At 70.1% G+C, this 19,998-nt stretch carries 18 protein-coding genes and 5 tRNA genes; 13 read left to right on the top strand and 10 right to left on the bottom strand.

Features of this window, described 5'->3' with window-relative positions:
• Window positions 1–12: 12 nt before the first annotated feature.
• From OG627_RS08505 to OG627_RS08480, 6 genes are all read right to left on the bottom strand, one after another.
• Window positions 13–426, bottom strand: coding sequence for a roadblock/LC7 domain-containing protein (locus tag OG627_RS08505; RefSeq protein WP_010984131.1), 414 nt, complete (start codon window positions 424–426; stop codon window positions 13–15).
• Window positions 427–436: 10 nt separating this feature from the next.
• Window positions 437–3,691: a sensor histidine kinase gene (locus OG627_RS08500; protein ID WP_329063017.1), complete on the bottom strand. Its 3,255-nt coding sequence runs from the start codon at window positions 3,689–3,691 to the stop codon at window positions 437–439.
• A 349-nt stretch (window positions 3,692–4,040) separates the two neighbouring features.
• On the bottom strand, window positions 4,041–4,628 hold the full coding sequence (locus tag OG627_RS08495; protein ID WP_114662275.1) for a GTP-binding protein: 588 nt from the start codon (window positions 4,626–4,628) through the stop codon (window positions 4,041–4,043).
• Window positions 4,609–5,016 carry a DUF742 domain-containing protein gene (locus OG627_RS08490; RefSeq protein ID WP_114621845.1) on the bottom strand — a complete coding sequence of 136 codons (408 nt, stop codon included), beginning with the start codon at window positions 5,014–5,016 and terminating at the stop codon, window positions 4,609–4,611. The genes OG627_RS08495 and OG627_RS08490 overlap by 20 nt, the downstream gene beginning before the upstream one ends.
• 109 nt (window positions 5,017–5,125) lie before the next feature.
• Entirely contained in the window at window positions 5,126–5,539 is a 414-nt protein-coding gene (locus OG627_RS08485; protein WP_030351794.1) for a roadblock/LC7 domain-containing protein, read from the bottom strand.
• A 9-nt stretch (window positions 5,540–5,548) separates the two neighbouring features.
• Window positions 5,549–9,520, bottom strand: coding sequence for a nitrate- and nitrite sensing domain-containing protein (locus tag OG627_RS08480; protein ID WP_329063011.1), 3,972 nt, complete (start codon window positions 9,518–9,520; stop codon window positions 5,549–5,551).
• A gap of 514 nt (window positions 9,521–10,034) precedes the next feature.
• Here OG627_RS08480 and OG627_RS08475 point away from each other — a divergent pair.
• The 8 genes from OG627_RS08475 (at window position 10,035) to OG627_RS08440 (ending at window position 13,418) form a co-directional block, all read left to right on the top strand.
• Window positions 10,035–10,271: a hypothetical protein gene (locus OG627_RS08475; RefSeq protein WP_329073216.1), complete on the top strand. Its 237-nt coding sequence runs from the start codon at window positions 10,035–10,037 to the stop codon at window positions 10,269–10,271.
• Between the two features lie 186 nt (window positions 10,272–10,457).
• Window positions 10,458–11,243, top strand: coding sequence for a fumarylacetoacetate hydrolase family protein (locus tag OG627_RS08470; protein ID WP_329063008.1), 786 nt, complete (start codon window positions 10,458–10,460; stop codon window positions 11,241–11,243).
• Window positions 11,236–12,726, top strand: coding sequence for a glutamate--tRNA ligase (gltX, locus tag OG627_RS08465; RefSeq protein ID WP_329063006.1), 1,491 nt, complete (start codon window positions 11,236–11,238; stop codon window positions 12,724–12,726). The genes OG627_RS08470 and gltX overlap by 8 nt, the downstream gene beginning before the upstream one ends.
• A gap of 215 nt (window positions 12,727–12,941) precedes the next feature.
• A tRNA-Gln gene (locus tag OG627_RS08460) sits at window positions 12,942–13,013 on the top strand.
• A gap of 18 nt (window positions 13,014–13,031) precedes the next feature.
• Window positions 13,032–13,104: transfer RNA gene (locus OG627_RS08455), tRNA-Glu, on the top strand.
• Between the two features lie 61 nt (window positions 13,105–13,165).
• A tRNA-Glu gene (locus OG627_RS08450) sits at window positions 13,166–13,238 on the top strand.
• Between the two features lie 17 nt (window positions 13,239–13,255).
• A tRNA-Gln gene (locus OG627_RS08445) sits at window positions 13,256–13,327 on the top strand.
• Window positions 13,328–13,345: 18 nt separating this feature from the next.
• Window positions 13,346–13,418, top strand: a tRNA-Glu gene (locus tag OG627_RS08440).
• A gap of 64 nt (window positions 13,419–13,482) precedes the next feature.
• Here OG627_RS08440 and OG627_RS08435 read toward each other — a convergent pair.
• On the bottom strand, window positions 13,483–14,142 hold the full coding sequence (locus tag OG627_RS08435) for a MerR family transcriptional regulator (protein WP_329063003.1): 660 nt from the start codon (window positions 14,140–14,142) through the stop codon (window positions 13,483–13,485).
• A 94-nt stretch (window positions 14,143–14,236) separates the two neighbouring features.
• Between OG627_RS08435 and OG627_RS08430 the strand changes: the two genes are divergently transcribed.
• On the top strand, window positions 14,237–14,725 hold the full coding sequence (locus OG627_RS08430) for a DUF4188 domain-containing protein (RefSeq protein ID WP_329063001.1): 489 nt from the start codon (window positions 14,237–14,239) through the stop codon (window positions 14,723–14,725).
• A 116-nt stretch (window positions 14,726–14,841) separates the two neighbouring features.
• Here OG627_RS08430 and ndgR read toward each other — a convergent pair whose 3' ends face one another.
• Complete coding sequence (gene ndgR, locus OG627_RS08425) at window positions 14,842–15,558, bottom strand: IclR family transcriptional regulator NdgR (RefSeq protein ID WP_114621840.1); 717 nt, start codon at window positions 15,556–15,558, stop codon at window positions 14,842–14,844.
• Between the two features lie 181 nt (window positions 15,559–15,739).
• Between ndgR and leuC the strand changes: the two genes are divergently transcribed.
• From leuC to OG627_RS08405, 4 genes are all read left to right on the top strand, one after another.
• Entirely contained in the window at window positions 15,740–17,179 is a 1,440-nt protein-coding gene (gene leuC, locus OG627_RS08420) for a 3-isopropylmalate dehydratase large subunit (protein WP_329062998.1), read from the top strand.
• A gap of 2 nt (window positions 17,180–17,181) precedes the next feature.
• Window positions 17,182–17,790 (top strand): 3-isopropylmalate dehydratase small subunit, encoded by a 609-nt coding sequence (leuD, locus tag OG627_RS08415; RefSeq protein WP_329062997.1) that lies wholly within the window; start codon window positions 17,182–17,184, stop codon window positions 17,788–17,790.
• A gap of 104 nt (window positions 17,791–17,894) precedes the next feature.
• A complete protein-coding gene (locus OG627_RS08410; RefSeq protein ID WP_114621837.1) occupies window positions 17,895–18,122 on the top strand; it encodes a hypothetical protein in 228 nt (75 codons plus the stop codon).
• A gap of 143 nt (window positions 18,123–18,265) precedes the next feature.
• Window positions 18,266–18,910 (top strand): HU family DNA-binding protein, encoded by a 645-nt coding sequence (locus OG627_RS08405; RefSeq protein WP_329062994.1) that lies wholly within the window; start codon window positions 18,266–18,268, stop codon window positions 18,908–18,910.
• A 105-nt stretch (window positions 18,911–19,015) separates the two neighbouring features.
• Here the strand turns inward: OG627_RS08405 and OG627_RS08400 are convergent, their stop codons facing one another.
• On the bottom strand, window positions 19,016–19,219 hold the full coding sequence (locus OG627_RS08400) for a hypothetical protein (RefSeq protein WP_114621835.1): 204 nt from the start codon (window positions 19,217–19,219) through the stop codon (window positions 19,016–19,018).
• A 43-nt stretch (window positions 19,220–19,262) separates the two neighbouring features.
• Entirely contained in the window at window positions 19,263–19,952 is a 690-nt protein-coding gene (gene cofC / locus OG627_RS08395) for a 2-phospho-L-lactate guanylyltransferase (protein WP_329062992.1), read from the bottom strand.
• Window positions 19,953–19,998 lie beyond the last annotated feature (46 nt).

The following is a 19,998-nucleotide window of genomic DNA, read 5'->3' as shown; positions in this document are numbered from 1 at the left end:
GCGCACTGTCTGTCAGTTGAGCAGACTTCCCTGGAGTTCGGCGCGCAGGTCCGGAGTGAGGACCGTACCCGCGCGGTCGACCAGGAGCGCCATCTCGTAACCCACCAGGCCGATATCGGCCTCGGGGTGGGCGAGTACGGCCAGTGACGAGCCGTCCGAGATGGACATGAGGAAGAGGAATCCGCGCTCCATCTCGACGACGGTCTGGTTGACGGCACCGCCTTCGAAGATCCGGGACGCCCCCGCGGTCAGCGAGGTCAGACCGGACGCCACGGCCGCGAGCTGATCGGCTCGGTCGCGTGGGAAACCTTCGGACATGGCCAGCAGGAGTCCGTCGGCGGAGACCACCACCGTGTGGGACACCCCGGGGGTGTTGTCCACAAAGTTGGTGATCAACCAGTTCAGATTCTGCGCCGCCTGGCTCATCGGGCTCACACTAACGCTCCTGGTTGTAGGTACTGCCCGGGCCGCGGCCCGGTCCGTTCGTGTCCGTTCCGGCGGAGCGGCCCCGCTCGACGCCCCGCCGCAGGCTGCTCAACCTGCCACGTATGTCCTCCGGCGCGCGGGAGACGGAGGGGCCGCTCTGCGGGGTCTGCTCCGCCGCTCCCTCGACCAGGTTGGCCTTGGGTACGCGGCGGGGCAGACCCGACGTGGTGACTCCGCCCGCCTTGGGCTCGCGGAGCTTCTCGGCCCGGTGCCAGCGCTCGTCGTTCTTCGAGCGCCAGTCCTCGGTGCCGGCCGCTTCGGTCTGCCCGAAGTTGGCGACGCCGTTGCTGCCGCCGTTGGTCGCGCCGTTGGCGGCCCCGCCCTCGCCGAAGGCCGTACCGCTGGTGGCGGGTCCGCCGTCGCTCGGGCCAACGCTCTGACCGTTGCTCTGTGTGTTGTTCTGGGTGTTGTTCTTGTTGCCGTTCTGGCTGTTGTTCTGGCCACCGCCCCGGCGCGGCAGACCCGCGTCCGTCAACGCGTGGCTGGTGCTCGGGGACGGTCCCGGACGGTCGAAGCCTACGCGTTCCCGGTCGATCTCGGGAGCGCTGTCCACGGATTCCGGTTCGGTCCGCCGCTCCGGCTCGAACGGGCTTTGGTACGTACCTTGACCAGCCCACTCGTCCTGCTGGGCAGGCGGAGGGAAGGACTCCGGATACGGCTGCGGCGGGAACTGCTCGTACCCCGTCGGCGCGTACTGCGCACCGGCCGCCGGCGGCTGCGGCGCGTAGCTCTGCTCGTAGGAGTTCTGCTGCGGTTCCTGCGCCCCGAACGGGCCGTCGGCCTCTTCGCGGTACTGGCCGTGCACCTGGTCCTGGAAGAGCGGCCCCGCGGCGCCGGGCGGCGTGCCCAGCGCGGCCCGGCGCTCCTCGCGCTTCTGCGAGCGGTCGACCGGGTCGAGCTGCTGGGGGCTCTCCTGCGCGGGCTGCTCGTACCGGGAGTCGTCGAAGCCCAGCTCCGCCGCCGTCAGCATCGGAGCGGTCTGGAAAGGCCGCTCCTCCACCGGGGCCGGCTGCTCGGGCAGGACCTGCGTGACGCTGAAGTCCGCGACCGGGGCGGCCGTGGTGCCGCCGCCCCCGTGCGTGATCGCGTCCGGGAGCATCACCAGCGAGGTCGTACCGGCCTGTTCGCCCGAGGGACGCAGCTGCACGCGGATGCCGTGCCGGTCCGAGAGCCGGCCGACCACGAACAGGCCCATGCGCTGCGACACCGAGGCGTCCACGACCGGCGGGTTGGACAGCTTGTGGTTGATGTCCGCGAAGTCCTCGGCGGTGAGGCCGATGCCCTTGTCGTGGATCTCGATCATCACCCGGCCGTCGGGCAGCCTGGTCGCGGTGACCCGGACCTTGGTCTGCGGCGAGGAGAACGTGGTGGCGTTCTCCAGCAGCTCGGCGAGCAGGTGGACGAGGTCGGTGACGGCCTGGCCGTGGATCTCCGTCTCCGGGACGCCGGTCAGCTCGATGCGCTCGTACGACTCCACCTCGGAGGCGGCCGCGCGCAACACGTCGACCAGGGGCACCGGCTGGTTCCAGCGGCGGCCCGGCTCCTCGCCCGCGAGGACGAGGAGGTTCTCGCCGTTGCGGCGCATCCGGGTCGCGAGGTGGTCGAGCCGGAAGAGGTTCTCCAGCTGGTCCGGGTCGCCCTCGTTGTTCTCCAGGTCGGAGATGAGGGTCAACTGCCCCTCGATCAGCGACTGGTTGCGGCGCGAGAGATTGGTGAAGATCGCGTTGACGTTGCCCCGCAGCATGGCCTGCTCGGCGGCGAGCCTGACGGCCTCGCGGTGCACCTGGTCGAAGGCGCGGGCGACCTCGCCGATCTCGTCGCGCGAATCGATGGGGATCGGTTTGACGCGGGTGTCGACCCGGCCGGGCTCGGCGCGCGAGAGCTGGTCGACCAGCATCGGCAGCCGCTGCTCGGCTATGCCGAAGGCGGCCGTACGCAGCGACAGCATCGAGCGGCTCAGCTGCCGCGCCATGATGCCGGCCAGCACGAACGCGGCGAGCAGCGCGATCACGACGATGGCGCCGTTGGTGATGGCGCTGTTCCTGGCGTTCTCCGAGATCTGCGCCGCGTCGGTCACCGCCCGGCCGAGCAGATCCTCCTCGACCTCCGAGTAGCCGTCGAACTTGGCGGTGGTGGCCGCCATCCACGCCTCGGGCGTCACTCCGCGCGAGGCGAGCTGCTCGGGGTTGTCGCCGGTCGCGATCGCCGCGACCATGCCGTCGAGTACGGAGCCGTCCTTGCTCGGCGGGGCGATGAAGTCCTGGCCCGCGGCCATGGCCTGCTGCTGGGCGGAGGCGAGCTTCTTGGCGCCCTCGGCCGTCTTCTCCCGCATCACCTGCTGGAGCTTGGCCAGGTCCGCCTCCGTACCGCCGGAGACGAACTCGCCGACGGCGATGTCCTCCAGATAGGCGTACGAGGAGAACGCGATGGCCTGACCGCTCTTGACGTCGGCCTTCTGGCTCGGCCTGACCAGCAGATGCATGCCGATCGAGCGCTGGAGCGACTCGGCGCCCTTGGCGAGTTGAAGCGCGTAGACCGTACGGCCGTAGCTGGTGCTGTTGCCGCTGCCGAAACCCAGCTCGTTGGAGAACTCCATGAGCGTGTGCTCCAGCGGCACGTAGCTCTCCTCGGTGGCCACGGGACCGCCGTTGTCACCGCTCTTGTCCGGCGTCTCCACCCCCGCGGTGTACGCGGTCTTGCGGATGTTCACCAGGGTCGGTTCCACGCTCCTGAAGAGCGCGAGCCTGCGGTCCAGGCCCTCCTTGTGGGGCATGTCCCGGACCGCCGCGTCGAAGTTCTTGGCCGCCGCGTCCGTGGCCGCGTAGGCCTGGGACACGGCGGGGGCGTCGCGCTTGTTGGTCAGCAGCGGCTGAGCGGTGAGGTCCCGCTCGTTGAGCAGCGCCTGACCGTACTCCGAGGCGGACCGTACGACGCGGGCCGTGCGCTCGGCGTCCTGCGCCTCCTGCCAGGTGTCGACGGACCCCTTCACCTGGAAGCCGCCCATCACCAGACCCACCAGAACGGGGATCAGGAGAATGGCGTTCAGCCGGGTGGGCACGCGCCAGTTGCGCGGCGAGAAACGGCTTGAACTGCCTCCCGGCGGCGGCGAGGCGGTCTTGACCGCGGGTGGCGCCGCAGCGCGCGGCGGCGGGGTGAAGTTGCCCCGCGCCTGCTGCTCCGCGGAGCCCGTCTTGCTTCGCCTCACTCGACCAACAACCTCTCGGCGTCGGCACCTACGTCGTGCCGCGTTTTGTTTCAGGGGCCGTACTAGCCGTAGTTCTCAGGAGTCGCTGAATTCCAGCACGGGGAAGGGCCGCAATCCAAACAGCAGGAATCAGCCATTCCGAGTGGTACAAGCCTCGCGTAAAACGGGCATAAAGAACGAGCCCCGTCAAAAGACGGGGCCGATGTGAGCGCAGTGGCACCGGGCGAGTGCGTCGGGTGTCCGGAGCGCGTGAATTCTCTGTCGAAATGTTATGAACAAGGAGGCGGGCCGTGTCGAACGACATAGCCCACCTCCAGCTTCGTATACGGCAACTTCCGTAGCCGGCCGTCTACTTGAGTCGGGCCATGAGGGCGTGTTCGACGAGGGTGATGAGTCCGCTTTTGGCGTCGGCGCGGTGGCGGGCGTCGGTGGTGATGATGGGGGTGTCGGGGCCGATCTGGAGTGCTTCGCGTACTTCGTCGGGGGTGTAGGGCTGGTGTCCGTCGAAGCCGTTGAGGGCGATGACGAAGGGGAGTCCTGAGTTTTCGAAGTAGTCGACGGCGGGGAAGCAGTCGGCGAGGCGGCGGGTGTCGACGAGGACGACGGCGCCGATGGCGCCGCGTACGAGGTCGTCCCACATGAACCAGAAGCGGTCCTGGCCGGGGGTGCCGAAGAGGTAGAGGATGAGGTCTTGGTCGAGGGTGATGCGGCCGAAGTCCATGGCCACGGTGGTGGTGGTCTTGTCTCCGGTGTGGGTGAGGTCGTCGATGCCGGCGGAGGCGCTGGTCATGACGGCTTCGGTACGCAGCGGGTTGATCTCCGAGACGGCGCCGACGAACGTGGTCTTGCCCACGCCGAAGCCGCCCGCCACCACGATCTTCGCGCTGGTGGTCGACCGTGCCGTACCGGCACCGCCACTAGAGCTTGCGAAGTCCACTGAGCACCCTTTCGAGCAGTGTCACATCCGGCGTGCCGCCGGCCTCTCCGTTGCCCGGCTGGTGGATGGCCACCATGCCGGCTTCCGCCAGGTCGGCCACGAGGATCCGGGCGACACCGAGCGGCATCGTGAGCAGCGCCGACACCTCCGCCACGGACTTGACCTCACGGCACAGGTGGCAGATCCGCTGGTGCTCGGGGAGCAGGGTGGCGAGATGTGCCGGGTCTGCCGTCGTACTGACCAGTGCCTCGATGGCGAGCTGGTACCGCGGCCGGGTCCGGCCGCCGGTCATGGCGTACGGACGTACCAGCGGCTGATCGCCCTCCGAGCCGTAGGACGCGTCCATTGAGGCACCGTACGGATCGTGAGAGGCGGGTGGCGGGGTCATGAATCCTCCGGGCGTGACAGCAAGATGCCTTGTGCCGTCTGACTTGGCCGGTGGGGGGCCGGTTGGGCGGCCGGACGGTGGTGGGAGCTGGGGGCGGTACCTGGAATCCTCAGTGCAGCAGACTTCCCTGGAGTTCGGCGCGCAGGTCCGGAGTGAGGACCGTACCGGCGCGGTCGACCAGAAGGGCCATCTCGTAACCCACCAGGCCGATGTCGCACTCGGGGTGGGCGAGCACGGCCAGGGAGGAACCGTCGGAGACCGACATGAGGAAGAGGAAGCCGCGCTCCATCTCCACCACGGTCTGGTTGACCGGGCCGCCTTCGAAGATCCGGGACGCCCCCGCGGTCAGCGAGGTCAGACCGGACGCCACGGCCGCGAGCTGATCGGCGCGGTCGCGGGGGAAGCCCTCGGACATGGCCAGCAGAAGTCCGTCTGCGGAGACCACCACGGTGTGGGACACCCCAGGGGTGTTGTCCACGAAGTTGGTGATCAACCAGTTCAGATTCTGCGCAGCCTGACTCATCGGACTCAACTAACGCTCCTGCTGGTGAGAGGTGCCGAGGTTGAATCCGTTGCTCGCCGGGCCGGTGTTGCCCGCCTGACGACCTTGCTGGATACCCCGACGGAGATTGGTCAGCCGGCCGCGTACGTCAGCGGGTGCACGAGAGACCTGCGGACCGGCCTGGGTGTTCTGTTCCTGCGCGGTTCCCGGCACCAGGTTGGCGCGCGGTACCCGGCGGGGCAGACCGGAGGTGGTGAGACCGCCGGCCTGGGGCTTTTTGGCCCGCTCGGCCTGGCGTACCAGCTCATCGTTGGGCGAGGTGCGCCAGGAGGAATTGGCGCCCACGCCGTTCGTGCCTGAACCGCTGTTTCCCGAGCCGTTGTCGCCCGAGGGAGCACCGAAGCTGTTGGTGCCCGAGTCGATGGTGCCGAAGCCGCCGGCGCTGGTGCCGTTGATGCCGGAGCCGTTCGTGCCCCGGCCGTTCGTCCCCGAGCCGTTGGCGCCGGAGCCGTTCGAGGAGTCCCGCCGGGGCATGAGCGGTTCACGCCGGGGCATCGGAGGTTCCTGCCGACGCGGGGGCTCGAACGAGGACGGCTCGTACGCGGCGGGCTCGTACGCGGCGGGCTCGGAGCGCGGCGGCTCGAACGCGGAAGGCGCGGACGAGGGCTGTGCGGGGAACTGCGATTCGTCCCGCCGCTCCGGCTCGCCGGACTGCGGACGGCCGTCCGGAACCCCGCCGCCCTGCTGCGTCGTGTGGAACCAGTTGGTTTCCAGGTTGTCGTACAGCGGAGTGCTGCCGTCGCCGGGACCGGCCGGAGGCAGTGCCTCCGGCTGAGGCTGCGCCGGCAGGCTCGGCGGACGGTAGCCGCCCTCCGAACCGGGCACCGGGGCGGGTGCCGGGGGCCGCGGGGCGTTGAAGTCCTGCTGGCCACCGAAGTCGGACTGCGGGCGGAAGCCGGACCTGTCGTTCTGGTCCTGCCTGCCGTTGTACTCCGCGTTGTAACCCGTCGGCGCCGGGGCGCCGAAGTCGGGCCGGGGGAACTGGGCCGTGGCCGCGGCGTCCTGGGCACTGCCCAGCGGGGCGTTCTGGTCGGGGCGCGGAGCGTTGAAGTCCGGGCGCGGGAACTCCGCCGTGGCGGCGGGGCCCTGCTGGTCGCCGGCCGGCCGGGGGAACTGACCGGTGGAGTCGTGCTCCTCGTGGCCGCGCGGGGCGTCCGGCGAGGGACGCTGCGCGCCCGACGACTGGTCGGCGCCCCAGCTGGTGGTCTGCGGGCGCTTCGGCTGCGGGTTGCCGCCGGGGAGTTCGGCGCGCGGTCCGCCGGGCGGCGGAAGCTGCCGGCCGCCGGGGGCGCCGCCCTGCTGGAAGGTGTTCTGGGCCCGGCCGCTGAAGCCGTTCTGACCGCCCTGACCGCCACCTTGGCCGCCCTGACCACCCTGGCTGCCGACCTGGCCGCCCTGACCGCTCTGGCCCTGGGGCGCCGGGGGCTGGCCGCCGCGGTTCTGCGGCGGGGGACCGAAGGCGTTCTGCGCGAAGACGCTGGGCTGGCCGCCGCCCTGGCGCTGCGGGTCCTGGGGACCGCCGGAGCGCGGGGGACCCGCCTGCGGACCGCCCTGCGATCCGCCCGGCGTACCGTCCCTGGCCGGCAGCGCGGCGCGCGGGCTCGCACCGGGGCCGACCTGGCCGCGCGGCGCACCCGCGCCGAGCAGACCGGGAGCGGGCGAGCCACCGGGGGCCGCGCCGGGACGGCCGCCACCGGCCGCGCCGGAACCACCGGGCAGCTGGCCGCCGACCGGTCCGCCCTGGCCGGGACCGTTCTGGCCGGGCCGGCCCACCGGGCCCTTCTTGCCGCCGTGGGCGACATCGACGGGCAGCATGACCAGCGCGGTCGTACCGCCGGAGTCGGAGGGGCGCAGCTGGATCCTGATCCCGTGGCGCAGGGACAGCCGGCCGACCACGAACAGACCCATGCGGCGCGAGACCGAGACGTCCACGGTGGGCGGCGAGGCGAGCCGCTCGTTGATCGCCGCGAGGTCTTCGGGCGACAGGCCGATGCCGGTGTCGTGGATCTCCACGAGCACCCGTCCGTCGGGCAGCGCGTGGCCGGTCACCCGGACCTTCGTCTGCGGCGAGGAGAACGACGTGGCGTTCTCCAGCAGCTCGGCGAGCAGGTGCACGAGGTCGTTGACGACGCGTCCGGCGACCTCGGTCGCGGGGACCTGGGCCAGTTCGATGCGTTCGTACTGCTCCACCTCGGAGGCCGCGGCGCGCAACACGTCGACCAGCGGTACGGGCCTGGTCCAGCGGCGGCCCGGCTCCTCGCCCGCGAGGACGAGGAGGTTCTCGCCGTTACGGCGCATACGGGTCGCGAGGTGGTCGAGCTTGAAGAGGGAGGACAGCTGGTCCGGGTCGGCCTCGCGGGACTCCAGTTCGGAGATGAGCGAGAGCTGACGCTGGATGAGGCCCTGGCTGCGGCGCGAGAGGTTGGTGAACATCGCGTTGACGTTGCCCCGCAGGAGGGCCTGCTCGGCGGCGAGTCGTACCGCCTCGCGGTGCACGTCGTCGAAGGCCGCGGCGACCTTTCCGATCTCGTCCCTGGAGTGCACACCGACCGACTCGACGGAGGTGTCGACGTCCTGCGGGTCGGAGTCGGAGAGCTGCTTGACCAGCTCGGGCAGCCGGTCCTGGGCGACCCTGGTCGCCGTGTCCTGGAGCCGGCGCAGCGAGCGGATCATGGAGCGGGCGACCACGAAGGCGCCGACCAGCGAGACGCCGAGCACGAGGAGGATCACGGCGCCGTTGATGAGCGCGTCGCGCTGCGAACTGTCGCGCAGCTCGCGGGCCTTGGCCTCCATCTCGCCCAGCAGCGTGGCCTCGATGTTCTTCATCGCGACGATGCGCGTGGACGCCTGGTCGGTCCAGTCCAGATACGAGCGGTTGGGCTGCGCGGCGAGGCCGCCGGTGCGGTCGAGCACCCGGTCGGCGTACTTCTCGGACGCCTGGATCTCGGGGCTTCCCTGGCCGTTGAGCGGGGCCATCAGCGCTTCGGCGTCGCCGCCCATGGCCTCGTACAGCGCGCGGAAGGAGGTGAGCGCGTTGCGCTCCTTCTTCTGCGCGGCCAGACCGTACAGCCGGTCGTTCTCGTTGAGCGTGCCCTTGTTCTTCGGGTCGGCGGGGAGCGCGGCGGCGATGATGGCCCGCTGGATGGACGCGTACTCCTTGGCGGACGAGAACGCGGCCAGCGCGCGGGTCCGCTTGATCATGTCGGGGTTGCTGGTCGCCTGCGCCATGTCCTGCGACAGGCTCAGCAGGGAGTCGATCAGCCCGCTGTACGCGTCGACGGTCAGCGAGTGCGCGTCCGACCTGTACGCGTCCTTGCGGATGTCGTTGATGCCGTTGACCTGGGTGGCGATCTGGTTGACGTTCGAGCGGATGCTCTCCAGCGCCTGGTCGCCGTCGGTGTTGCCGATGTCGACCGTGGTGTCGAGGAAGCCCTTCTTCGCCCGGTCGGTCTTGGTACGGCGGTCCTGGACCCGGAAGTCCTTGGCGTTGGCGCCGTTGGTGAGGGGGCCGGCCGACTCGTCGCGCTCCGCCTGGAGGGCCTGCGCGAGGTTGGTCGCCTCCTTCGTCATCTTCGTCAGCAGCTGCATGTGCTCCAGCTGCTGCATCTCGTTCAACGAGTCGTTGATGCGGAGGCCGCCCAGCGTGGTCGCGGCGACCACCGGGAGGGTCAGCAGCGCCACCAGGCGGGTGCTGATGCGCCAGTTGCGCAGGGCTACGCGTGAGCCGGGGTCGGTGGGGTCCTTGGCCTTCGCCCCGGGCTGGTCGGCCGGGGCGTCGTGGCCTCCGGACTTCGCGCCGGGGGGGCCGCCGCGGCCGCCGCTCTCGCCCGAAGGCGCCGGGCCCGGGTTCTGGGTGTGCTGGGGCGAGGAGCCGCGGTCGGTTCCGCCGCGGGGCTCCTGCTCCGCCGCAGCGCTGCTATCCCTCTTGAAACGTCCCTGCACTAGCGTCGCAACCTCTGGACCAGGCGTCCCCCCGCGAACGGGAGAACGGTGTCGGCGTCGTGGGGCGCAGAACGCTCCCCATGGTGGTCGTGAGTGACCGGCGCTTGCTCCCCTTCCCCGCCGCCGCTCGACGCTGCGTTGCGCCCTTGCGCGCCGGACCTGAAACCCGCGGCGGTGGGGGGAATTCCAGCACAGTGCAGGATCTCCAACAAGGCCAGTGGGCAGGGCTGTGACGGGAATGACACGGCGTGAGCGCCGGATCACGAGCCGTACAAAGTGTTCACGGAGGAAACGGACTTTTATTGACGAGTCGCTTACGGGTGGGGGGTGTCCCAGTCTTCATGATCAGCAGCGGAATGCAACGTTCAGTAAGGCAATGTCCGTTTCCGGGGTCACCGACAACCGCCCGCCATGCGGCAAATGTCCATCGATTCGTGAGCAAACTCACACGGTGATCGCCATTGGATCCCGGTTCCGGTGGGGAATTGGATGTCTAGCCTGACGCTTTACAGGGATGGCATATCCGACAACCGGCGCTCCCGCGCCCGTACTCCGACAGGGTCTGACACCACAGATGAAGACGACGATGATGTTCCGTGCCACCGCGAACCCCCGCCGCACCACGCTGGCGCACCTGGAGGACGCCGAGGACCTCGTCCCCACGGAGTACCCGGAGCACCCCGCCACCGTGCCGAACCGCACCGCCAACCCTCGCCGTACGACGCTCATGGTCGCCCCCACCGCTCAGTAGGCTTCCCCCGGGTTCCACGGGTCATGCCCCTCGCGCACTCTTACGCGGGCCCGGCGGTCCGCGTTCAGCGCTTCGCCCTCGACGGCGGGGGCGGACGCGAGCGGACCGCGAGGCGGTCCCCGGCCGCGCGCTAGCCTGGAGCGTCAGTCTCCAGACCAGCGAGCAAGTGAGGGGCGACAGCATCCCGTGCGCATCGCCAGATTCTCCATCGACGGCAATGTCGCCTTCGGCGCGGTCGAGGGCGAAGGCAGCGGCGACTCCGCCGGCCTCGTCCTCGACATCATCAAGGGCGTCCCGTACTCCGACTTCGAGCTCTCCGGGACCAAAGTCCCGCTGAGCAAGGTACGGCTGCTTCCGCCCGTACTGCCCAACAAGGTCGTGGGTTACGCCCGTAACTACCGGGAACACGCGGCGGAGCTGGGCAACGAGGTCCCGCCCGCGCCGTTCTCCTTCCTCAAGCCCACCACCGCGGTGATCGGCTCCGGCGACGCGATCGAGTACCCGACGTTCTCGAACGACGTCAGCTACGAGGCCGAACTCGCCGTCGTCATCGGCCGGATGTGCCGCGAGGTGCCGCGCGAGCGCGTCAAGGACGTCATCTTCGGCTACACCTGCGCCAACGACGTCACCGCGCGCGACACCCAGAAGACCGAGAAGCAGTGGGCCCGCGCGAAGGGCTTCGACACCTCGTGCCCACTCGGCCCCTGGGTGGAGACCGAACTCGACCCCTCCGACGTGACGATCCAGTGCACGGTCAACGGCGAGCAGCGTCAGCTGGGCCGTACCAGCGAGATGGTCAACTCCGTCGAGGACCTCATCGTCAACATCTCCGAGGCCATGACCCTCCTCCCGGGCGACGTCATCCTCACGGGCACCCCCGCGGGGGTCGGCCCCCTCAGCGTCGGCGACGAGATCGCCGTCACCATCGAAGGCATCGGCACTCTCACCAACAGGGTGATCAAGCGTGGCTAGCGCACACTCCGGCACGGACGCCGGCGTCCGGGTACGTTTCTGTCCCTCCCCGACCGGCAACCCCCATGTGGGACTGGTCCGCACCGCCCTGTTCAACTGGGCGTTCGCCCGCCACCACGGCGGCACCCTGGTCTTCCGCATCGAGGACACCGACGCGGCGCGCGACTCCGAGGAGTCGTACGGCCAGCTGCTCGACTCGATGCGCTGGCTCGGGCTCGACTGGGACGAGGGCCCCGAGATCGGCGGCCCGCACGCGCCCTACCGCCAGTCGCAGCGGATGGACCTCTACCGCGACACCGCCGAGCGGCTGCTCGCCGCCGGCCACGCGTACCACTGCTACTGCGCCACCGAGGAGCTGGACGCGCGCCGCGACGCCGCCCGCGCGGCCGGCCGGCCCTCCGGGTACGACGGCCACTGCCGCGACCTGAGCGCCGAGCGGAAGGCGGCGTACGAGGCCGAGGGCCGTACCTCCATCGTCCGCTTCCGGATGCCCGACGAGCCGATCACCTTCACGGACCTGGTCCGCGGCGAGCTGACGTTCACCCCGGAGAACGTCCCGGACTACGGCATCGTCCGCGCCAACGGCGCCCCCCTCTACACGCTCGTCAACCCCGTCGACGACGCGCTGATGGAGATCACCCACGTCCTGCGCGGCGAGGACCTCCTCTCCTCCACCCCGCGCCAGGTCGCGCTCTACAAGGCGCTGATCGAGCTGGGCATCGCCAAGGACATCCCGGCGTTCGGACACCTTCCGTACGTGATGGGCGAGGGCAACAAGAAGCTCTCCAAGCGCGACCCGCAGGCGTCACTCAACCTCTACCGGGAGCGCGGGTTCCTGCCGCAGGGGCTGCTCAACTACCTCTCCCTGCTGGGCTGGTCACTCTCGGCCGACCGTGACCTCTTCTCCATGGAGGAGATGGTCGCCGCGTTCGACATCGCGGACGTCAACGCCAACCCGGCGCGCTTCGACCTGAAGAAGGCCGAGGCGATCAACGCCGACCACATCCGGCAGCTGGACGTGGCGGCGTTCACCGAGGCGTGCGGCCCGTGGCTGAAGGCCCCGTACGCGCCCTGGGCGCCGGAGTCCTTCGATGCCGCCGCCTTCGCGGAGCTGGCGCCGCTCGCCCAGACCCGGGTCACGGTCCTCTCCGACATCACCGCCAACGTCGACTTCCTCTTCCTCGACGAGCCGGTGACGGACGAGGCGTCCTGGGCGAAGGCCATGAAGCCGGGCGCCGACGCGCTGCTGGCCACCGCCCGTACGAAGATCGCCGAGGCCGAGTGGCACGCCGAGGCGCTCAAGAACGCGGTCCTCGCGGCCGGCGAGGAGCACGGCCTCAAGCTCGGCAAGGCCCAGGCGCCGGTCCGCGTCTCGGTCACGGGCCGCACGGTCGGCCTGCCGCTCTTCGAGTCCCTGGAACTCCTGGGCCGCGAGCGCACGCTGTCCCGGATCGACGCGGCGCTGGCGAAGCTGGCGGCGTGACGAGCTGACGCGTACGGGCGCGGAAGGGGCGGGTTTCCCGGCGGGAGGCCCGCCCCTTCCGCACCTCCGGAAGCGTGTGTACGCAGGCACGTTTACTCGTTTTGGAGCGCCGTCCACGATCAGGTAATGTTCTTCCTGCGCCGCCCGAGAAGGCCGAAAGGCCCGGTCGGGAAGCGCAAGCCGGAACAGACCCCCAGCAGGGGGTTCAGTTTTGGTGGGCTATGGTGTAATTGGCAGCACGACGGTTTCTGGTTCCGTTAGTCTAGGTTCGAGTCCTGGTAGCCCAGCGCAGATGTTTCTGCAACGCCCCCGTTGTGTAGCGGCCTAGCACGCTGCCCTCTCACGGCAGTAGCGCCGGTTCGAATCCGGTCGGGGGTACAGATCCTTCTCTCCGACGTCTTCGGGTCGCACCCGGAAACGTTGATGCAGGATCGCTAGGGCCCCCGTTGTGTAGCGGCCTAGCACGCTGCCCTCTCACGGCAGTAGCGCCGGTTCGAATCCGGTCGGGGGTACTGAACTGAATAACCCATGGGCTATGGTGTAATTGGCAACACGGCGGTTTCTGGTTCCGTTGTTCTAGGTTCGAGTCCTGGTAGCCCAGCGCAGATGTTTCTGCAACGCCCCCGTTGTGTAGCGGCCTAGCACGCTGCCCTCTCACGGCAGTAGCGCCGGTTCGAATCCGGTCGGGGGTACAAGAACACGAAGAGGCCCTCCCCAGTCGGGGAGGGCCTCTTCGCGCTGCCCGCCGGTCCGCCCTCAACCACCGCCGCCGAAACGCCTGTTGGACTCCTCGGCCTCCGCGAGCCGGCGCAGACCGAGCAGGACCGGTTCGTACAGCACCGTCAGCGCCACCGCCGCCTCGACCTGGCCGGCGCCCGGCTCGTACCGCTCCACCATGTCCAGGTCGACCGCGCCGAGGACGGCGGCCGAGCGCGCGTACGCCAGCAGATCGGCCGGTGCGCAGGGGTAGCCGGCCCGCCACAGACCGGCGACGGCGTTCACCAGCATGCGGTACGCGGGGGAGTAGTCGCCCTCCGCGCGGCCGAAGGTCCAGCCGATCTCCTCCAGCACCTCGTCCACGGCCCGCCGCGCCTCCTCCCGCGCCTCGTCGGGGCCGTCGTCGCCCGCCGGGTCCGGCGAGCCGTGCGGGAGCGCCCAGACCGCCGCGCCGATGCGCTTGTGACGGTCGAGCGACTCGTCCTCGACCGCCACCAGCACCTCACGCGCCGTGGCCACCGGCATCCGGCCCACCTGGATCAGCGCCCGCACCAGCCGCAGCCGCCGCAGATGCTCCTCGTCGTACTCGGCCTGGGTGGCGCTCACCCGGCGGCCCGGCCGCAGCAGCCCCTCGCGCAAGTAGTACTTGATCGTGGCGGTGGCCACTCCACTGCGTTCACTCAGCTCCGCCATGCGCACGCGCTTGCACCTTTCCCTGGAGAGTGCCACTATCCAAGCATGGATAGTGGAGCTATCCAATGATGGGCGGAAGCATCGACGAAGGGGGACCGGTATGTCCGCGAAGCCGATCAAGGGACGCATGACCGCACGCGCGGAGGGGGAGGTGACGGTCTTCCTCATCGGGATGCGCATCAACAAGTTCCGTGCGGCGCGCGACTGGTGGCCGGTGGTCGGCGCGATGCCGCGCATGCTCCGGGAGCTGTCGCGGGACAAGGGCAGCGGGCTGATCGGGGCGCGCACCCTGATCGGGGGGCCCCGGCTGATCTATGTCGTCCAGTACTGGGACTCGAAGGAGAAGCTGCTGGCCTACGCGTCGGCCACCGACGGGCAGCACCGCCCCGCCTGGGCCGCCTTCAACCGCAGGATGCGGGCGGCGAGGGGCGGGGTCGGGTTCTGGCACGAGACCTACGCCGTACCGGCGGGCTCGTACGAGAACGTCTACGTCGACATGCCGGAGTTCGGCCTCGGAAAGGCCACCGGTGTGATCCCGGTGGGCCGGCGCGGGGAGAGTGCCGCCGAGCGGCTCGCCTCGCGGGGGTGATCCGGTCCGGCCGCTGCGGCGCTGGAGCGGCCTGCCGGTGTCCGTGCGGGGCGGAAGGGGGGTGGCGAGGGGGGAGCGGGTGGGGGGAGAGTGGGTGGCGGGGCGGGGGAAGCGGCTCAGCTCGTACGGCGCAGGGCCTCGCTCAGCCGGCCCGCCGCGTCGATCACCGCCTGAGCGTGCATCCGGCCCGGGTGCCGGCTGAGCCGCTCGATCGGTCCGGATACCGAGACCGCCGCGACCACCCGGTTCGACGGCCCGCGCACCGGCGCCGAGACCGAGGCCACCCCCGGTTCCCGCTCGCCGATCGACTGCGCCCAGCCCCTGCGCCGTACGCCCGAGAGCGCCGTCGCGGTGAAACGGGCGCCCTGAAGGCCGCGGTGCAGCCGCTCCGGCTCCTCCCAGGCCATCAGGATCTGGGCCGAGGAACCGGCTTTCATGGTGAGGGTCGAGCCCACCGGCACGGTGTCCCGAAGCCCGGAGAGCCGTTCCGCCGCCGCCACGCATATCCGCATCTCGCCCTGGCGGCGATAGAGCTGGGCGCTCTCGCCGGTCAGGTCCCGCAGATGGGTGAGTACGGGTCCGGCCGTGGCCAGCAGGCGGTCCTCGCCGGCCGCGGCGGCCAGCTCGGCCAGCCGCGGACCGAGGATGAACCGGCCCTGCATGTCCCTCGCCACCAGTCGGTGGTGTTCCAGTGCCACGGCCAGTCGGTGGGCCGTGGGCCGTGCGAGCCCGGTCGCCGCGACCAGCCCGGCGAGGGTGGCCGGACCGGACTCCAGGGCGCTCAGTACGAGAGCAGCCTTGTCGAGAACGCCGACGCCGCTAGAGTTGTCCATGAAACGATACTCGCGTCTCACTCTGTGAAACGCAAGTTCAATTTCCCGGGGAACTTGCCAACCTGTATGTACGGGCTCGCGGAGTATCGGGTCCCAGCCGACGTCCGGTGCGTGGGGTACGGACGTAGGCCCACACATCTCTAGGAATGCCGGCCGCCAGAGGCCGGCCGGAGGGAAAGCGATGGGTAGGACACTCGCGGAGAAGGTCTGGGACGACCATGTCGTCCGGCGCGCCGAGGGCGAGCCCGACCTCCTCTTCATCGATCTGCACCTGCTGCACGAGGTGACCAGCCCCCAGGCGTTCGACGGCCTGCGCAAGGGCGGTCGGCAGGTCCGGCGACTCGACCTCACCATCGCGACCGAGGACCACAACACCCCGACGCTCGACATCGACAAGCCGATCGCCGACCCCGTCTCCCGGATCCAGTTGGAGACGCTGCGCAAGAACTGCGCGGACTTCGGCGTACGGCTGCACTCGCTGGGCGACGTCGAGCAGGGCGTCGTCCACGTCGTGGGCCCGCAGCTGGGGCTGACCCAGCCCGGCACCACCGTGGTCTGCGGCGACAGCCACACCTCCACCCACGGCGCCTTCGGCGCGCTGGCGTTCGGCATCGGCACCAGCCAGGTCGAGCACGTGCTGGCCACCCAGACGCTGCCGCTGGCCCGTCCCAGGACCATGGCCATCACGGTCGAGGGCGAACTGCCCGCCGATGTCACCGCCAAGGACCTGATCCTCGCCGTCATCGCCAGGATCGGCACCGGCGGCGGCCAGGGCTACATCCTCGAATACCGGGGCCCGGCCATCGAGAAACTCTCGATGGAGGCCCGGATGACCATCTGCAACATGTCCATCGAGGCCGGCGCCAGGGCGGGCATGATCGCCCCGGACGACACCACCTTCGACTACCTCAAGGGCCGCGACCACGCACCCGCGGGCGACGAGTGGGACGCGGCGGTCGCCTACTGGCGCACACTGCGCACCGACGACGACGCGGTCTTCGACGCCGAGGTCCTCATCGACGCCGCCGCGCTCGCCCCGTTCGTCACCTGGGGCACCAACCCCGGCCAGGGCGCGCCGCTCTCCGCACAGGTCCCCGACCCGGCTTCGTACGAGGACGCTTCGGAGCGGTACGCCGCCGAAAAGGCCCTGGAGTACATGGGGTTGACCGCCGGACAGGCGCTGCGCGACATCAAGGTCGACACCGTCTTCGTAGGCTCCTGCACCAACGGCCGTATCGAGGACCTGCGCTCGGCGGCCTCGCTGCTGGACGGCCGCAAAGTGGCCGACGGGGTACGGATGCTGGTCGTCCCCGGCTCGGTACGGGTCGCCCTCCAGGCGGTCGCCGAGGGTCTGGACAAGGTTTTCACCGCCGCCGGCGCCGAATGGCGGCACGCGGGCTGCTCGATGTGTCTGGGCATGAACCCCGACCAACTCGCGCCCGGCGAGCGCTCGGCGTCGACCTCCAACCGCAACTTCGAGGGCAGGCAGGGCAAGGGCGGCCGGACCCATCTGGTCTCGCCGCAGGTCGCCGCCGCCACCGCGGTACTGGGCCATCTGGCCTCGCCCGCCGATCTGTCCGACGCCGATGCCACCGGCCGTACGCCCGCTGGAGCGCGATAACCATGGAAGCCTTCACCACACACACCGGTCGCGCCGTTCCGCTGCGCCGCAGCAACGTCGACACCGACCAGATCATCCCGGCGCACTGGCTCAAGAAGGTCACCCGCGACGGCTTCGAGGACGGGCTCTTCGAGGCGTGGCGCAAGGACGCGTCGTTCGTGCTCAACCGGCCCGAGTACGCCGGGGCCACGGTGCTGGTCGCCGGACCCGACTTCGGCACCGGCTCGTCGCGCGAACACGCCGTGTGGGCGCTCCAGAACTTCGGCTTCAAGGCCGTGATCTCGTCCCGGTTCGCCGACATCTTCCGCGGCAACTCGCTCAAGAACGGCCTGCTGACCGTCGTGCTGGAGCAGCCGGTCGTGGACGCCCTGTGGCAGATCGCCGAGAGCGACCCGCGGGCCGAGGTCACCGTCGACCTGGAGAAGCGCCAGGTTCGCGCCACTGCCCCTGACGGAGCAGCGCTTGTGGCCGATTTCGAGCTTGACGAGAACGCCCGCTGGCGGTTGCTGAACGGGCTGGACGACATCAGCCTCACCCTTCAGAACGAAGCCGACATCGCCGCTTACGAGGCCGCCAGGCCGTCCTTCAAACCGCGCACGATTACCGCCTGATCAGCGCTTTTCCCCTACTGCACCCCCTGCCTACGGGCAGGGGGTGCAGTTGCTTGTTGAGCCCCCGTCGGGCGACAACTCGCCCCAGATGGCACAATCGGTGCATGGAACGCGACAACCAACTCAAGCTTTACGGGTTGGTCGCCGAACAACTCAAAGAAGCGCACGCGACGGTGCGTGCACTGCAGGTCCCGGATGGCGTGCGCAAGGCGCTCTCCCGGAAGCTGCTCGTCATCACGGCGGCGGCGAAACACGATCTCCCGGACGCGGCAAGGCGTCTGGACCGCTTGATGAAGGACCTCGACGAGGGTCGTTTTCCCGAAGGTGACTGACCTCCGCGGAACTCCACCAGGTCGACTTCGTTGCGGCACTAGGGTGATTAGCCCGTTTCGTGTTTGATTTGCGGTATATATCTGCCTAACGTGCGAAAAAGCTTGAACACTTTCGTTCTGGCAATGTCTCCGAAGGGGAAGACGTGAACAAGGCGCAGCTCGTAGAAGCGATTGCGGACAAGGTCGGCGGCCGGCAGCAGGCCGCGGACGCGGTCGACGCGGTACTCGACGCGATCGTCCGTGCGGTCGTCGCGGGGGACCGGGTCTCGGTGACCGGCTTCGGCTCGTTCGAGAAGGTCGACCGCCCGGCCCGTTACGCCCGTAACCCGCAGACGGGTGAGCGCGTCCGGGTCAAGAAGACCTCGGTGCCGCGCTTCCGCGCGGGTCAGGGCTTCAAGGACCTGGTCAGCGGCTCGAAGAAGCTCCCCAAGAACGACGTGGCCGTCAAGAAGGCCCCCAAGGGCAGCCTCTCGGGCGGATCTTCCAGCCGTACGACGGTGAAGGCGGCGGCGAAGAAGGCCACCGCCAAGAAGGCCACGGCGAAGAAGGCCGCGGTCAAGAAGACCACGGCCGCCAAGAAGACCACCACGGCGAAGAAGGCCACCGCCAAGAAGACCAGCCCGGCGGCGAAGAAGACCACGGCCAAGAAGACCACGGCCACCGCCACGGCGAAGAAGGCCACGGCGAAGAAGACCGCGCCCGCCAAGAAGACGACGGCCAAGAAGGCCCCCGCCAGGAAGGCGACCGCGCGCACCACCACGGCGAAGAAGACCGCCGCCAGGAAGTAGCGGCAGAGCAGAGGATGTAAAAGCAGGGCCACACGCGCCGGGCCGGGCTCCCCTCGGGGAGCCCGGCCCGCGGCGTTCGCCCGCGCCACCGGGGACGGGAGGGCCTCAGAGCGTCTGGAGCGTCACCAGCGTGACGCGCAGCGACGCGCCCTCCCCCTCGGTCTCGATCCGCACCCGCTGACCCGGTCGGAGCAGTCGCAGTCCGCCGGCGTCGAAGGCCGCAGCGTCGAACTCCACCGGGGTGCCGTCGTCCAGCAGCACACTTCCGGTGCGGGTCTCGGATTCATAGGTGTACGAAGTCGCCTGCATGAGCCGAGCGTATCGGTCCGCGAACCGGCCCGTTCCCGGCCGCTCAGAGCCCGGAAGGCCGCGCCGCCGGCCGTTCGTGTCCGGCGTACCGGGACGCCGTGAATGCCCCCAGTCCCAGCCCGGCGGCCACCCTCAGATCGTCGCCCGTGTCGACATCGCGCCGTACGGAATCCACCCCGGCCAGCTCGATTTCCACCGCGCCCGACAACAAATGGCGGTGCCTGGACGGCCCGCCGAAAGCCGGATTCAATTCCGTCCCGGGCGCCGCGGCCAGCAATGTCGTACCGATTTCGGCGGCGTCCGCGAGAAAAGCCCGGCGGAAAGAGCCCGCCACGCCCAGCACCCGGCCCAGTTCCCGGGGGCGCAGCGCCGGCAGATCCGCGTTGAGCGCGGCCACCGCCGCCTGCGGCCTGGACGCCCTGACGGCCCGCGCACCGTGCGCCAGCGCCGCGTTGAGACCGCCTCCAGGGGTGTCGGGTACGACGCGCGCACCCAGCGCGCCCAGCGCCTCCGCCGCCGTCGGATCGTCCGTGACGACCACCACATCGCGGACCGCCGCGCAGGCCAGCGCCGCGGCCACCGTGTCCTGCGCGAACGCGAGGGCCAGCCGGGGGCGCAGCGCGTCCCCGGCGGAGGCGGCGAGCCTGCTCTTGGCCAGCCGCAGCGGTTTGAGCGGAACAACCAGGGACCAGCGGGCGGTCGGGTCGGTGTCCGTGGCGAACTCTCCGTCCATGCGTAGCGGCCCTCCATTGTCGCCCGGCGCCCCCGCGCCCCGCCCT

Source organism: Streptomyces sp. NBC_01429 (assembly GCF_036231945.1).
In the GTDB taxonomy this organism is placed as follows: Bacteria; Actinomycetota; Actinomycetes; order Streptomycetales; family Streptomycetaceae; genus Streptomyces.
Note: the sequence above shows the minus strand (reverse complement) of the source record. Positions and strands in the feature narration are given on the sequence as shown.

Bases quoted from the DNA above. Each gene is read 5' to 3' on its own strand.
- OG627_RS08505 (WP_010984131.1), bottom strand. From the start codon at position 426: ATGAGCCAGGCGGCGCAGAATCTGAACTGGTTGATCACCAACTTTGTG.
- OG627_RS08490 (WP_114621845.1), bottom strand. From the start codon at position 5,016: ATGACCCCGCCACCCGCCTCTCACGATCCGTACGGTGCCTCAATGGAC.
- OG627_RS08485 (WP_030351794.1), bottom strand. From the start codon at position 5,539: ATGAGTCAGGCTGCGCAGAATCTGAACTGGTTGATCACCAACTTCGTG.
- OG627_RS08475 (WP_329073216.1), top strand. From the start codon at position 10,035: ATGGCATATCCGACAACCGGCGCTCCCGCGCCCGTACTCCGACAGGGT.
- OG627_RS08430 (WP_329063001.1), top strand. From the start codon at position 14,237: ATGTCCGCGAAGCCGATCAAGGGACGCATGACCGCACGCGCGGAGGGG.
- ndgR (WP_114621840.1), bottom strand. From the start codon at position 15,558: ATGGACAACTCTAGCGGCGTCGGCGTTCTCGACAAGGCTGCTCTCGTA.
- leuC (WP_329062998.1), top strand. From the start codon at position 15,740: ATGGGTAGGACACTCGCGGAGAAGGTCTGGGACGACCATGTCGTCCGG.
- leuD (WP_329062997.1), top strand. From the start codon at position 17,182: ATGGAAGCCTTCACCACACACACCGGTCGCGCCGTTCCGCTGCGCCGC.
- OG627_RS08410 (WP_114621837.1), top strand. From the start codon at position 17,895: ATGGAACGCGACAACCAACTCAAGCTTTACGGGTTGGTCGCCGAACAA.
- OG627_RS08400 (WP_114621835.1), bottom strand. From the start codon at position 19,219: ATGCAGGCGACTTCGTACACCTATGAATCCGAGACCCGCACCGGAAGT.
- cofC (WP_329062992.1), bottom strand. From the start codon at position 19,952: ATGGACGGAGAGTTCGCCACGGACACCGACCCGACCGCCCGCTGGTCC.